The organism is Acinetobacter geminorum (assembly GCF_013009345.1).
Lineage (GTDB): Bacteria > Pseudomonadota > Gammaproteobacteria > Pseudomonadales > Moraxellaceae > Acinetobacter > Acinetobacter geminorum.
Genome location: NZ_JABELE010000001.1, coordinates 178,591 through 192,347 on the forward strand (window position 1 = coordinate 178,591; position 13,757 = coordinate 192,347).

The window sequence follows — 13,757 nt, forward strand, 5'->3', positions numbered from 1 at the left end:
TCATAGTGTCAAAAAGGATACTGTAAAATGGCAAAAGTACGACATTCAAGTTTTGATTGTTCTCCGGGATGTTCTGTTGAAGCAGCCATTAGTTTGATTGATGGAAAATGGAAATGCGTCATTCTTTGGCATTTATTTAATGAAGGTACCTTGAGGTTTAACGAAATTCGAAAGCGTGTTCCGAGCATTACCCAAAGAATGCTGACAAATCAGCTACGTGAATTGGAACAAGATGGAATTATTCATCGGGAAGTCTATCCTCAGGTACCACCTAAAGTAGAATACTGCCTGACTGATTTGGGACAAAGTCTTGAGAAAATTCTGTTTGCTTTAAAACAGTGGGGGGATGCTCATATTGACCAGTTTGGAAAGCTGACACTTGTGGATCGTAATTCGAATCCTTAATTATATTTGAGTTAGCTCATTGTAATTTGCACTGTGAAATCTGACTATTTTTAAGCTTGCCCCTGGATTGGGCATTATTTTTATGATGAAACTTGCGTTTTCTGGTCCGCTTATGCAACTCTAATAAAAGAGATTAATAGGTTTTGCTATGGACAATATGGGAATTTGGGTTACCGTTATCATTGTTCTTTTCGTACTAGGCTCCATTTTTGGTTTAAGAGTGAGCCCACGTGAAAAGGCACTTGGTATTATGCGTGATAAAGCTCGTAAAATGGGTTTACACCCGCGTGTAATCGTTGCACCTGAATGGACACATGTCCCAATGGCGACTGAAAAGCGTGCCAGCATGGTTGCTTATTATAGTGTATTGATTCCCGATGCCCGTTTATCTTTAATGCGCGCTCGCGTTGTAGACGGCAAATTAAAAGTGCTTCAGGGTGATGAGAAATTTAATGATTCTCCCATTGCATTAAAAGGGATTTATGCTATTGATATGCAGGCAAACTGTGTAGGGCTTTATTGGGATGAGGAATCAGACCTGAGAGCAACACAATTAGATGAGATGAAGGCTTATCTGTTGAACTTGGCTAAAGCCTGATTTTTAAATTTATTGGTATAGGAATAACATTTTATATGGCGAATACCTCGCGCTCTGCATCTCAAAGCACAGCATCTACTGCATCTGCTGCACATAAACGTGCCTTAGTGATTGTGGAGTCGCCTGCCAAAGCGAAAACCATCAATAAATATCTGGGTTCGCAATACATTGTAAAGTCTTCTGTAGGTCACGTGCGTGATTTGCCAACAGGTGGCAGTAAATCAACTGAGAAAAAGCCGGCTGCACGGACTAAACTCACTGAAGCAGAAAAAGAACAAAAAGCCAGTCAGGCTTTAGTTAATCGTATGGGGGTTGATCCTGAACATGGTTGGGAAGCTCATTACGAAGTTCTGCCAGGTAAGGAAAATGTTGTTGCTGAACTAAAGAAACTCGCCAAAGATGCCGATGCAATCTATCTCGCAACGGACTTGGATAGAGAAGGGGAAGCCATTGCTTGGCACCTAAGAGAAGTTATTGGTGGTGATGACAGTCGTTATCATCGCGTGGTATTTAACGAAATTACTAAAAATGCCATTCAAGAAGCATTTAAACAACCTACCCGCCTAGATTTAAACCGAGTTAATGCACAGCAAGCACGCCGTTTCTTAGACCGTGTTGTTGGCTTTATGGTTTCACCATTGCTGTGGGAAAAGATTGCCCGTGGTTTATCGGCAGGTCGTGTACAGTCTGTAGCAGTGAAACTGGTTGTAGAGCGTGAAAGAGAAATTCGTGCTTTTATACCAGAAGAATACTGGCAAGTTTTTGCAGACACGCAAGCCAAGAAAGATGACATTCGTCTTGAAGCAGTTAAGCAAGCTGGTAAAACCCTTAAACTGAAAAATAAAGCTGAAACTGATGCTTTATTGGATGTTTTAAAAGGTGCTGAATATAAAGTTGCACAGCGTGAAGATAAACCGACTAAGGTCAATCCAAGTGCACCGTATATCACTTCAACGCTGCAACAGGCTGCAAGTACACGTCTAGGTTTTTCTGTAAAGAAAACCATGATGTTGGCACAGCGTCTATATGAAGCAGGTTTTATTACCTATATGCGTACTGACTCAACGTTCTTGAGTGACGATGCAGTAAGCATGGTACGTGCTCATATTGAAAGCCAATTTGGTGAGAAATATTTACCTGCAAAACCAAACCGCTATGGTAACAAAGCCGGTGCTCAAGAAGCCCATGAAGCAATTCGTCCTTCTAATGTTGCGCTTACAGGTGACCAACTTGCAGGTGTAGAGCGTGATGCTCAGCGTTTATATGATTTGATCTGGCGTCAGTTTGTTGCTTGTCAAATGACTCCAGCAGAATATTTATCTTCAACTTTAACGGTTGAAGCTGCTGATGTTGAATTGAAGGCAAAAGGCCGTACGCTTGTATTTGATGGTTTTACACGAGTGCGTGGTGCCAACAAGTCTGATGACGATATTATTCTGCCTGCAATTAAAGTAGGCGAAATTTTAAAATTAGAGAAGTTAGACCCAAGTCAGCACTTTACTAAACCACCTGCACGTTTTACTGAAGCTTCTTTGGTAAAAGAACTCGAAAAACGTAGTATTGGTCGTCCTTCGACTTATGCAGCGATTATTTCTACGATTCAAGAACGTGGCTACGTTAAGTTAGAAAACCGTCGTCTTTTCGCCGAAAAAATGGGTGAAATTGTCACGGACCGACTTGATGAAAGTTTCAATAATTTGATGAATTATGCCTTTACAGCAGACCTTGAGGGGCAGCTCGATAAAGTTGCAACAGGCGAGCGTAACTGGAAAGAGTTACTTGATACTTTCTATGGTGATTTCAAGAAACGTCTTACCAATGCTCAAGGCGAGCACGGCATGCGTCGTAACCAGCCGGTTGAAGTGCCAGCAGTACATTGTCCTGAATGTTCACGTCCAATGCAGATTCGTACAGGTACAACAGGCGTGTTCTTAGGTTGTTCTGGTTATAACTTACCGCCTAAAGAGCGTTGTAAAGGTACTTTGAACTTAACACCTGTTGAGTCCTTAGCTGCTCTTTCTGATGATGATGGTGCTGAAACCGCAGACTTGATGTCAAAACATCGTTGTGCAAAATGTGGCACAGCCATGGACAGCTATGTAATTGATGGTGGTCGTAAACTACATGTATGTGGTAACAACCCTGATTGTGACGGTTTTGAGCTTGAAGAAGGCGAGTTCAAGATTAAAGGCTACGATGGACCAACCATTCCATGTGATAAATGTGATGGTGAGATGCAGCTTAAGACTGGTCGTTTTGGCCCGTATTTCGCTTGTACAAGCTGTGACAACACCCGTAAAGTCTTGAAAAGCGGTCAACCTGCACCTCCACGTGTAGAACCGATCAAGATGGAACATTTGCGCTCAACAAAGCATGATGACTATTTCGTGTTGCGTGATGGTGCTGCTGGTCTGTTTTTGGCCGCAAGTAAATTCCCGAAAATTCGTGAAACACGTGCGCCAAAAGTTGCGGAATTGCGTAGTGTTGCTGCTCAGCTTGATCCTAAATACCAGTTTATTTTACAAGCTCCAGATGTAGACCCTGAAGGTAATCCGACAGTTGTGAAATTCAGTCGTAAGAATCAATCACAATATGTAGGCTCGGAAACTCCAGAAGGCAAACAAACTAAATGGAGCCTAATTTATCAAAATGGTAAATGGGTTGAGGGCTAATTAAGTCCACAATAAAAAATGCTAGCTCAGCTAGCATTTTTTGTATCTAAAACAATAAAAGAAAATTTTAAATCTATGGGGAAAAAGAATGTGGAAAAACATTCGAGTTTTATGTTTGTTAATTATTTTATTGATTGTTGCTGTTCAGGCATGGCGAGATCAAAACCAAGATTGGAATCAACCTATTGTTGTCGTTTTACATCCTATTAATGCAGACGGTTTGCAGACAACACAGAGCTATATTCATCAGTTGCAATACACTGATTTTGAGAGAATAAGAAATTATTTAGGAGAATGGTCGCAACACTATCGTAGTCAATCAGGAAACTTTGTAATTCGTTTAGGTCAGCCATTACAACAACGACCTCCTGAGGCTCCTCAAAATGCCAATATCTTTCATGTGATGTGGTGGAGTTTAAAGTTCCGTTTTTATGCATGGCGGCATCAACAACCTGAAGACAATGGGGCATCACTTAAGCTTTATTTAAATTATTACGATCCCCATTATCAAAAAGTTTTGATCCATTCGACTGCTTTGGAAAAAGGTCGTATTGGTAGTGTGAATTTATTTGCGACCAACACACAAGCTTCCCAAAATCAGGTCGTGATTGTTCATGAGCTATTACATGGCTTTGGGGCACAAGACAAATATGATTTAAAAACTGGTCAACCGCTTTACCCTCTAGGTTATGCGCAACCTGAAAAAGTGCCTTTATATCCGCAAACTGACGCTGAAATCATGGGTGGTCGAACACCATTATCTGAGCAGAGCAGTAAAATGCCGAATGGTTTACATGAAACGATAATAGGTTTACCTACAGCTCAAGAAATTGGTTGGGTGAAATAAAATTGTGGATAAATACTGCTTTATCCACATTAATTGATAATAAACGATGCAGATCTTATACAGACAAAAAATGTGAAGTGTATCACTATTATTAGGTAGATGAAATTCTAATACCTGATAATAAGAGTGGCCATGATGAAAACTGTCGGTAATGATTTGGTGCGCAATCAGTTACATGCTGATCGTAAGTGGTATTTGATATTAGGCTTTGTGCTTATTGGCTTCGGTCTGATTTTGTTTAGTTCATTACCATTTGCGACTTTTTCTGTCGTTTTTTTATTTGGAATACTCATGATGGTCGGAGGTGTTTTACATCTTGTTGCGGCTATTAGTGTTTTTAAAGGCGCAAGCCGATGGTTATGGGCACTGTTTGGTGTACTTTATTTAATAGCGGGTTATTACGCTTTTTCTACTCCTGTAAAAACAGCGGTAGTTTTAACAAGCTTACTATCGATTGCACTTATCATCGCTGGGACTATACGTACAATAAACGCAATTTTACTTAAGCCAATTACGGGCTGGGGCTGGACTTTATTCTCCGGATTATTAACACTCGCTACAGGTATTTTAATTTTGGTTTCTAAAGATTCACCTTTTTGGGTGCTAGGAATGTTCCTTGCCATAGATATCTTATTTCAAGGCATTAATTTTCTAGGTTTGGCTTCTGCGATTAAGCATCTACCATCTAGTTCAAAAACAGTATCTTAAATAAGAATATTGAATCAAAGAGCACTTTAGGTGCTCTTTTTGTTTTTATGACGGGCAGACGCATCTATGGTTGGGTCTGTTAAACTATGTCTTGGTGTTTTAGCGATATGTGTTATGAGTCTTGCAAAATTAATTAATGAACTAAATGCTCAGCAAAAAAAAGCAGCCACGACATCTGCGCAGAACTGTTTAGTTTTGGCGGGCGCTGGTTGTGGCAAGACAAAGACAATTGTTGCACGTGCCGCCTATTTAATTGATCAAGGCTTACCAGCGAATCAAATCCAGATTTTAACTTTTACTCGACGTGCTGCGAGTGAGATTGTTGCAAGAGTAGAGCAGCATGTAGGAGCACAGGCAAAGGGCCTAAGAGCTTCGACTTTTCATACTTTTTGTATGTATTTACTGCGTCGTAATCCACAAGCTTTTGGCTTAAATCAATTTAGTATTATTGATCGTGATGATCAGTTGCTGATGTTCCGTTTATTAAGAGGTAAAGACAAAGATAATGTTTTACCTAAAGCGGCAGAGCTGTGCGATCTATATTCCTATGCAAGAAATACTCAAACCAAGCTTTCTGAAGCACTGCTTAAGCAACTTCCAGAAGCCTATGAGCACAAGGCACAAATTGCTGAGTTGATGAAAACTTATGAGCAACGTAAAAGAGAGCGTAATTTTTTAGATTACGACGATATCTTGTCGATTGTGGCTGTTCATTTACAAAACTCAGAAGCGTTGACCAATTGGGTGGCAGGCTTTTGTCAGGCATTGCTAGTTGATGAAATGCAAGATACAAACCCTTTGCAATGGGCTTTGTTGCAGCCCTTAATTGGTAAAGTGAAGTTATTTTGCGTGGGTGATGACGCTCAGTCCATTTATGGCTTTCGTGGCGCAGACTTTGAAAATATTCATTCTTTTAAAGAACGAATACCCGATGCAGAAGTACTTACACTCGCTTTAAATTATCGCTCGACTCAAGAAATTCTAGATTTATCAAATTGGTTATTGGCACATAGCCCAATTGATTATCAAAAACAGCTACAAGCGCATCGTGGTCAAGGGCAAAAGCCACAACTACATTTGTTTGGCAATGAATTTGAAGAAGCAAACTGGATTGCACAGGATTTAATAACGCGCCACCAGCAAGGTGCAAACTGGCATGACCACATGGTGTTAGTCCGTTCTGGTTATAGTGCCCGATATCTAGAAGGGGCTTTTATTGCTGCTGAAATACCTTATCGTTTTATTGGTGGGGTAAAGCTTCTTGAGTCGGCTCATGTAAAAGATGTACTTAGCCTGTTACGTATTGTGAGTAACCCTCACGATGATTTGGCTTGGATGCGGTTTTTAACCTTGTGGGATGGGATTGGCGATGTTGGAGCGAGTAAGTTAGCCCAAGAGCTGATGGGAATTGTTGATGTCGAGGAGCGCTGTCAGCGACTTGAACGTCATGGCAAGGTACCTCTACAAGCGATTTTAATTTTAAAACAACTAGATGTATTACAGCAGCATGTCGAGGCAAGTATTGGCTTGGCTCTTGATGCTTTAGGTGAACAGCTAGAGCAAAATTATAAAACCAAAGATTGGTCACGTCGTTTAAAAGACTTTGATTTGGTTAAGCAACTTGCACGAAAGCATGCGTCGTTAGGTGAATTCCTTGAGGAATATGTACTTGAGCCGATTTCAGTTTCTGAAATTGAAAAAGCTGCTGATCAAGATTTAGTAACTTTAATTACGATTCATTCAGCTAAGGGTGCCGAACAGAAAGTTTGTTATGTACCTCACGTATCGCCAAATCAATATCCTTATGCAAGGGCTCAGGGTGATTTTGATGATGTTGAGGAAGAACGCCGTGTGCTATATGTTGCCTTAACGCGTGCTGAAAATGAATTAATTTTGACGAAGCAAAATCTTAATACGTGGTCGCAAGACACTTATGATGAGCAAGGTCGTAAAGTCGAGAGTTATTTCTTAAATGATCTGCCTGCACATTTGGTTCAAACAAAGATTCATAGGCAAGTACCTCAGCAATTTACTAAAAAACAATGGAACAGATCTCCTGCAGTAAATTTAGGTTTTGGTATCGATCTGGACTAAACTACTGTATAAGACGCTGTGATTACTTAAATGTATATTGGCCCTCCCTTTTATTGCCAATTAAGGTTAGAAAATGAAAATATTAGTTCGTAATTTAGATCGTGCTGTAAGTGAAGCTGAAGTTTTAGAGTTGTTTAAGGCATATGGTAAAGTTGATACATGTGTTCTTGTGACTGATAAAGACACAGGTAAATCGAAAGGCTTTGGTTTTGTTGAAATGCCGAATCCACGTGAAGCGATTAAGGCAATTAAAGGCTTAAATATGCTTAAAGTTAAAGGCTATGGAATTCGAGTTAAAGCAGCCGAAGAATAAGTTTTTCTGATGAAAAGACAATTTTTAGCTCTCTCGATTGTAACGCCCAATGGTACTCGTATTGCTGAAGGTATCAAAACACTTGAAGTGCGTTCATGGGTGCCTACGCAGTTACCAGTGAAAGATCTATTAATTGTCGAAAACCAGAACTTTCTGATTAAAGATACTGATGAAGAGGAAGGAGTTGCTGTCGCTTTAGTTGATGTCGACTCTATTCATGCTTGGCGAAATGACGAGGTCAATTTAGCCTGTGCATCTGCTTGGAGTGAAGGCTATTTTGCTTGGGTCTTAAGTAATGTTCGTCCTATAAAACAGCCAGTGAAAATTTTAGCTAAACATAAAATTTATCAAGTTGAGCTGGATTTACCATAAATAACGTTGATTTTATCAATGGAGTCGTTAAGCTAAGAATAGCTATTGCAATGGCGATTTTAGAACAGGAAAGTTTAGTTATGTCACGTGTTGCTCGTTATCATGCCGATCGTACCAATCAGAAGCTCTATTTTGCACGTCTAGCGTGTCAACAGGCAGAGCAGACCGATCATGTGCAGCAGGTACAAGCTTACCGTGAAGCAGCTGTATTTCATTTACATGGCGCAATGTTAGCGTTCTTACAAGAATTGGTACGTTATTACCGTTTAAATGATTTGCAACCCACCTTAAAATCTATAGAGGAACATATGGCTGCAAAAGGGCAGGTTTCTCCTGAAGTGTCCGTTTTGCAGCAATTGGCAAAAGATGGTTTTGTTGCAGAGTTAAAACGAGCTTATCGTATGTGCCAATACGCCCCAGAACCCAAAGAACCGACTCCAGAAGAAGAAACTTCTTCTAACCTCATTATTAAAGTGACACAAGGGCCTCAGTCTTGGTTGCCAGATGTTAAAATCTTGCGTGAATGGCACCGAGAATTAAGTCATTTAATTGATGGTTTTCGTAACGAAATGGTCGAGTTCTAAAATTAAACTGCCTAGATGCTTGAAATTTAGACTAGGTGTGCCTATATAAATAAGACAAGAGATGCAAAGTGCAAGGGTGCTTTGCCACCATGTTGAAACATGGAGGAAGTATATGTCTATACAGCAATTGAAAGAGTTATTTGGAAATCAAGAAGCAGTGTTGGAATTAGTTCAACTCGAAGGTGGTGAACTCGCCTTGCGTAATGCAGGTTCTGAGAATGAACCCTTGGTTAAAATTCAATTTAGCGATGAAGTCAAAGCAATCTTGGGTGAGCAGACTCCAGTTGTTGCTCAGCATATGATTCAGGCTGCATTGTTTGGACTGCTGGAAAAGCAGGTAAACGAGTGGCAGGCTGAGGTATTAGACGAACAGCCTAAATTCTTGAGTTAAAAAAAGCGTACTCTTGAGTACGCTTTTTATATGGAGTTAATGAACCGTTGACTGATGAGCAAGCTCGATCTGATTTAAGATGTGGTGGCTCATATTCTTTGCCATTTCTTCTTTTGCATAGAACACCTCTCCAATATTTTCGTCACGGATAACCGCTGCTTCTTCTTTGCTTTCCGCGCAAATTAATACCTGAATTTGAGGATTTAATTGCTTGGCAATCGCCACAATACGGTGAATATCTAAAATATCCATAGGTGAGATCACTAATAGTCGTGCATGCATGATATGTGCTTGAATTAAAACACTTGGTTCAGTAGCAACACCACTCACAGCAGCAATATTTGCATTACGTAGTTTTTCTACGATTTCACGATTCTCTTCTGCAATAACGACTTTAATATTTTCATTAATTAAATTTTCAGTAATGCGTCGTCCTACACCGCCATATCCCACAATCACGACCTGATCACGTAAGTAAGCTTGATCAACTTCATCGGGTAACATTGCTAATGGGTCACCACTACGTTCAAGCAGTCGAGCTAAGTGAGAGCGTTCACGAATCCAGCGTTGTACAGGCTCAATGGCTGAGAAGATGAAAGAGTTAAGCGTAATTGAAAATAAAGCGCCAGCTAGAATTAAATTCTGAGCTTCTAGGCTTAATAGGCTTAAAGAAACACCAAGTGTCGCCAAAATAAATGAAAACTCACCAATCTGTGCAAGGCTTGCCCCGACTGTTAAAGCTGTATTGATTGGATAGCGGAAGAATAAAACCAATGCCATTGCAGCAAGAGTCTTACCCACCATAATAATCGCGATAACAGCTAAAATATGTAGCGGACTCTCCACAAGAATATGTGGATCAAACAGCATGCCTACAGAAACGAAAAATAAAATCGAGAAAATTTCACGTAGAGGAAGAGTTTCTTCTTCTGCACGATGGCTAAAGTCTGATTCTTTAACGACCATACCCGCAAAGAATGCGCCTAAAGCCATTGAAACCCCAAAGATGGCATAAGAGCCGTAAGCAATCGAAACAGCAGCAGCGACGACAGTCAGCGTAAATAGCTCTCTTGACCCTAACCGAGCAACGAATTGCATAATAATAGGCACAACACGCTTGCCTACAATAAGCATAAAGGCAATAAAGCCAATCACTTTTAATAAAGTTATTCCAAGGGTTAACCAGATATTTCCGTCTGCACCTGCTGGTGCTTTTCCACCGAGTAAAACAGCTGTAGCCGGAAGAAGTACTAAAACCAGTACCATCACTAAGTCTTCGACTAACAGCCAACCCACAGCAATTTTGCCGTTAACTGAGTCTAAAAGACCTCGGTCTCCTAATGCTTTTAATAATACAACCGTGCTCGCACACGATAGACTTAAGCCAAAAACGAGTGCAGACCCGAAACTCCATCCCCATAGCATTGAAACGCCAATACCAAGTAAGGTTGCAACAGCGATCTGTAAAATTGCGCCAGGCAAGGCAATACGACGAACTAGTAATAAGTCTTTTAATGAAAAGTGCATCCCTACACCAAACATTAGGAACATGACCCCGAGTTCTGCAAGCTGGTTGGCAAGGTGAATGTCTGCGACGATACCAGGTGTATTTGGGCTAATAATAATTCCGGCAATTAAATAGCCGATAAGAGGGGGGAGTCGTAATCGGGCTGCAATATAGCCAAAAATGAGGGCAACACCGAAACCAACGGCAAGTAAAATAATTAAATCTACGTCATGCGGCACTAAAAACTCCTTTTACGTGAGTTAGGCTAAAAACAAGCATAAAAAATGCCAAGGCGGAATGTAGAGAAAGTTTAACAAAAAGGTGGGTATAAAAAAAATGCAAAAAAAAACGACTTCATAAAGAAGTCGTTTTTTTCGAGGCTAAAATTATTTGATTTTAGCTTCTTTGAAAATCACGTGTTGACGGATTTTTGGATCAAATTTTTTGATTTCCATTTTTTCCGGCATAGTACGTTTGTTTTTAGTCGTGGTATAGAAGTAACCTGTACCAGCTGAAGAAACGAGGCGAATCTTATCACGCATTGCTCAGACTCCTTAGATCTTTTGACCTTGAGCACGAAGGTCTGCAACAACCTTTTCGATACCCAATTTGTCAATAATACGCATACCTTTAGTGGTTAAACGAAGACGTACAAAACGTTTTTCGCTTTCTAACCAGAAACGGTGGTGGTGCAGGTTCGGCTCGAACCGGCGCTTGGTTTTGTTGTTGGCGTGTGAGACGTTGTTACCAACGACTGGACGCTTGCCGGTAACTTGGCAAACCTTAGACATGGTGTAACTCCATTGATTCAGCCAACAGCAAATCTGTGGCCAGTCATACTAAATGTAAACGGATGAATTCATTCAAGGGGCGTTTTATACCAAAAATACGATTAAAAGACAAGCGAAATTGGTAAAAACGAGGCATGATTTAGTATAACAGATCATGCCTTGATCAGTTAGCGCAACAAGGTTTTCGAAATGAAACGATGAATCGGCTTATTGAACGGTGGAAGAATGTATTTAAGGCTATAAAGTTTTGGATTTGACATCACCGAACGCTCATGAGAAAGGCTAAAAAAGCCCTCTGGTCCGTGATATTTACCCATACCTGATGCGCCAATTCCGCCAAACGGTAAATCATCTTGTGCAACATGGGTAATCACCATGTTAATTCCGAAATGCCCTGAATGGGTGTGCTGTGCAATATAGTCAGCACGCGCTTGATCATAATCAAAATAATACATCGCTAGAGGACGTGGACGACTATTAATGAATTCGATGACTTCTTCTATTTGGTCATATTCTAAAATCGGTAGAATAGGCCCGAAGATTTCATTTTGCATAATATCCATTGCGGTCGTCACCCCAGTGACTAAAGTTGGCGCAATTTTACGGACATCATCTAAAATTTCATTTTGCGGATTAATTTCAACAATACGTGCACCTTGATCACGGGCATTTTCAAGATAACCCTGAATGCGGTTGTACTGTTTATCATTAATAATAGAGGTGTAGTCTTGGTTGTTGCGGAAATGAGGATACATTCCAGCCACAATCAATTTAAAGTTTTCGATGAACTCGGCAGTTTTGCCTCGTGGTAAGAAAATATGATCTGGCGCAACACAAGTTTGTCCTGCATTCCATAATTTACCTACAGCAATACGCTGGGCAACATCTTTCATGTCCATTGACGCATGTACTAGGGCAGGAGATTTTCCGCCTAACTCAAGAATAACTGGAACTAGATTTTGAGCTGCGGCTGCCATCACTGTTTTACCAACAGAAGTTGAGCCTGTGAAAATCATTTTGTCAAAAGGCAAATGACTAAACGCATCTGAAATAACGCCACCACCATTTACCACAGCAACTAATTCTTGTGGGAATGCTTCTGCTAATGCACTTTCAAGGACACGTCCAAAATTTGGAGAGGCACTAGAAATTTTGATCATGGCATGGTTGCCCGCAGCTAGTGCACAGATCAGAGGTCCAACCGAAAGTAATAATGGGTAATTCCATGGTGTAATAATACCAATTACACCCATAGGCTGATATTGTACCCAACCTTTTGCTGGCTGATGTAATACACTGATATGGCGTTTTGAAGGTTTCATCCACGCAGTCAGATGCTTACTGTAATATTTGATTTGTTCCAAACTAGTGAGTAGCTCACCAATTTTTGTTTCCATAATTGCACGATTGCCGTAATCAAGGTTAATTGCTTCGGCAATCTGATCTTGATATTTTACCAAGACTCTTTTAAGACGAGCTAAACGATCAATACGCTCTTTAGCAGTGGGTACCGGATGACGTAAATAAGCAAGCTTTTGTTGTTCAAGCAAGTCATGTAAATGCTTTACATCATAAGGAAGCTGAGTCTCTGGATTTGTTTTTGTTTGACTGTTCATCGGTACTTACCAAATATACTGATATACTTATTTTTTAGAGTAAATACTCTAAATAGTCAAGTCAGTTTATGTGTTTAAGTCTTAACCATGTGAATTATTAAAGGTTATTAAAATGTCTCTACCTAAAGCTCTGAAGACAAAAGACCGGATTTTACAAATCAGTTTGCAGCTTTTTAACGAGCGAGGTGAACGGTCGGTTACAACCAATCATATTGCTGCAGAGTTAGGTATTAGTCCGGGAAACTTGTATTATCATTTTCGGAATAAGCATGAAATCATTAAAGAGTTAATGTACCAATATCAGGTTGAGACTTTAGACATGCTTTCTTTACCTGAAGACAGGCCATTAACGACCAATGATAAAATCAGCTATTTTCAAGTGTTAAGCGGTCAACTATGGAGTTATCGTTTTATTCATCGCGATGTGTATCATTTAGTTGAAAGTAACGAAGACTTTAAAAAGATTTATCCACGGTTTGCTGGACAGGTCATGCAGCAGGGGCAAAAGATTTATCAAGCCTTTGTCGATGCAGGTCTTATGAAAATGACGCCGTCTGAAATTGAAGCACTCATTATTAACTTGTGGATTGTATTAACAAACTGGACAAACTTTTTATATATGTCTGGTCACATTAGTGACAATAACCACTTAGAAGAAAAATGGGTTTGGCAGGCATTACGTCAAATGGTTTTCCTTGAAGGTCCTTATCTGATGGGAGAAAGCCGAGCAACTTATGAGCAGTTGCTTGAGTCACTGGGACCTTCTGATCTATTCGCCAGCTTATCGTCGTTAAAAGATGAATAGTTGTGCTTGTTTATTTAGAGCGCTAGAATACTCGGCTTATTAAAAAATTGACTC

15 protein-coding genes are annotated in these 13,757 nt (G+C 40.1%); 11 read left to right on the plus strand and 4 right to left on the minus strand.

Translation table 11 applies throughout. From position 1 onward, the window contains the following. Window positions 1-27 precede the first annotated feature (27 nt). The 10 genes from HJG58_RS00825 to HJG58_RS00870 all read left to right on the plus strand — a co-directional run bounded on the left by HJG58_RS00825 (window position 28) and on the right by HJG58_RS00870 (window position 8,984). Window positions 28-405 carry a winged helix-turn-helix transcriptional regulator gene (locus tag HJG58_RS00825; RefSeq protein ID WP_069141742.1) on the plus strand — a complete coding sequence of 126 codons (378 nt, stop codon included), beginning with the start codon at window positions 28-30 and terminating at the stop codon, window positions 403-405. A gap of 148 nt (window positions 406-553) precedes the next feature. Then, window positions 554-1,003: an ammonium transporter gene (locus HJG58_RS00830; protein ID WP_170247619.1), complete on the plus strand. Its 450-nt coding sequence runs from the start codon at window positions 554-556 to the stop codon at window positions 1,001-1,003. A 35-nt stretch (window positions 1,004-1,038) separates the two neighbouring features. After that, window positions 1,039-3,675, plus strand: coding sequence for a type I DNA topoisomerase (gene topA / locus HJG58_RS00835; protein ID WP_170247620.1), 2,637 nt, complete (start codon window positions 1,039-1,041; stop codon window positions 3,673-3,675). An 88-nt stretch (window positions 3,676-3,763) separates the two neighbouring features. Beyond that, window positions 3,764-4,522, plus strand: coding sequence for a hypothetical protein (locus HJG58_RS00840; RefSeq protein ID WP_170247621.1), 759 nt, complete (start codon window positions 3,764-3,766; stop codon window positions 4,520-4,522). Between the two features lie 126 nt (window positions 4,523-4,648). Then, window positions 4,649-5,230 (plus strand): HdeD family acid-resistance protein, encoded by a 582-nt coding sequence (locus HJG58_RS00845; RefSeq protein ID WP_170247622.1) that lies wholly within the window; start codon window positions 4,649-4,651, stop codon window positions 5,228-5,230. Between the two features lie 114 nt (window positions 5,231-5,344). Beyond that, window positions 5,345-7,324, plus strand: a complete 1,980-nt coding sequence (locus tag HJG58_RS00850) for an ATP-dependent helicase (protein WP_170247623.1) — start codon at window positions 5,345-5,347, stop codon at window positions 7,322-7,324. Window positions 7,325-7,397: 73 nt separating this feature from the next. Next, window positions 7,398-7,637 carry an RNA recognition motif domain-containing protein gene (locus HJG58_RS00855; protein ID WP_170247624.1) on the plus strand — a complete coding sequence of 80 codons (240 nt, stop codon included), beginning with the start codon at window positions 7,398-7,400 and terminating at the stop codon, window positions 7,635-7,637. Window positions 7,638-7,646: 9 nt separating this feature from the next. Beyond that, entirely contained in the window at window positions 7,647-8,009 is a 363-nt protein-coding gene (locus HJG58_RS00860) for an ASCH domain-containing protein (RefSeq protein WP_170247625.1), read from the plus strand. An 80-nt stretch (window positions 8,010-8,089) separates the two neighbouring features. Beyond that, window positions 8,090-8,593: a DUF6586 family protein gene (locus HJG58_RS00865; RefSeq protein ID WP_005066079.1), complete on the plus strand. Its 504-nt coding sequence runs from the start codon at window positions 8,090-8,092 to the stop codon at window positions 8,591-8,593. Between the two features lie 112 nt (window positions 8,594-8,705). Further along, window positions 8,706-8,984 carry a hypothetical protein gene (locus tag HJG58_RS00870; RefSeq protein ID WP_002114792.1) on the plus strand — a complete coding sequence of 93 codons (279 nt, stop codon included), beginning with the start codon at window positions 8,706-8,708 and terminating at the stop codon, window positions 8,982-8,984. Between the two features lie 36 nt (window positions 8,985-9,020). Here the strand turns inward: HJG58_RS00870 and HJG58_RS00875 are convergent, their stop codons facing one another. The 4 genes from HJG58_RS00875 to HJG58_RS00890 form a co-directional block, all read right to left on the minus strand. Further along, window positions 9,021-10,730, minus strand: a complete 1,710-nt coding sequence (locus tag HJG58_RS00875; RefSeq protein WP_170247626.1) for a cation:proton antiporter — start codon at window positions 10,728-10,730, stop codon at window positions 9,021-9,023. A gap of 147 nt (window positions 10,731-10,877) precedes the next feature. Continuing rightward, window positions 10,878-11,033 (minus strand): 50S ribosomal protein L33, encoded by a 156-nt coding sequence (gene rpmG / locus HJG58_RS00880; RefSeq protein WP_001205031.1) that lies wholly within the window; start codon window positions 11,031-11,033, stop codon window positions 10,878-10,880. 12 nt (window positions 11,034-11,045) lie between these two features. Further along, the gene (gene rpmB, locus HJG58_RS00885; RefSeq protein WP_000048256.1) at window positions 11,046-11,282 is read right to left on the minus strand and encodes a 50S ribosomal protein L28; all 237 of its coding nucleotides are present in this window, start codon (window positions 11,280-11,282) and stop codon (window positions 11,046-11,048) included. 167 nt (window positions 11,283-11,449) lie between these two features. Further along, window positions 11,450-12,898, minus strand: a complete 1,449-nt coding sequence (locus tag HJG58_RS00890; protein ID WP_086265052.1) for a coniferyl aldehyde dehydrogenase — start codon at window positions 12,896-12,898, stop codon at window positions 11,450-11,452. Window positions 12,899-13,010: 112 nt separating this feature from the next. Between HJG58_RS00890 and HJG58_RS00895 the strand changes: the two genes are divergently transcribed. Next, window positions 13,011-13,703, plus strand: a complete 693-nt coding sequence (locus HJG58_RS00895) for a TetR/AcrR family transcriptional regulator (RefSeq protein ID WP_086265051.1) — start codon at window positions 13,011-13,013, stop codon at window positions 13,701-13,703. Window positions 13,704-13,757 lie beyond the last annotated feature (54 nt).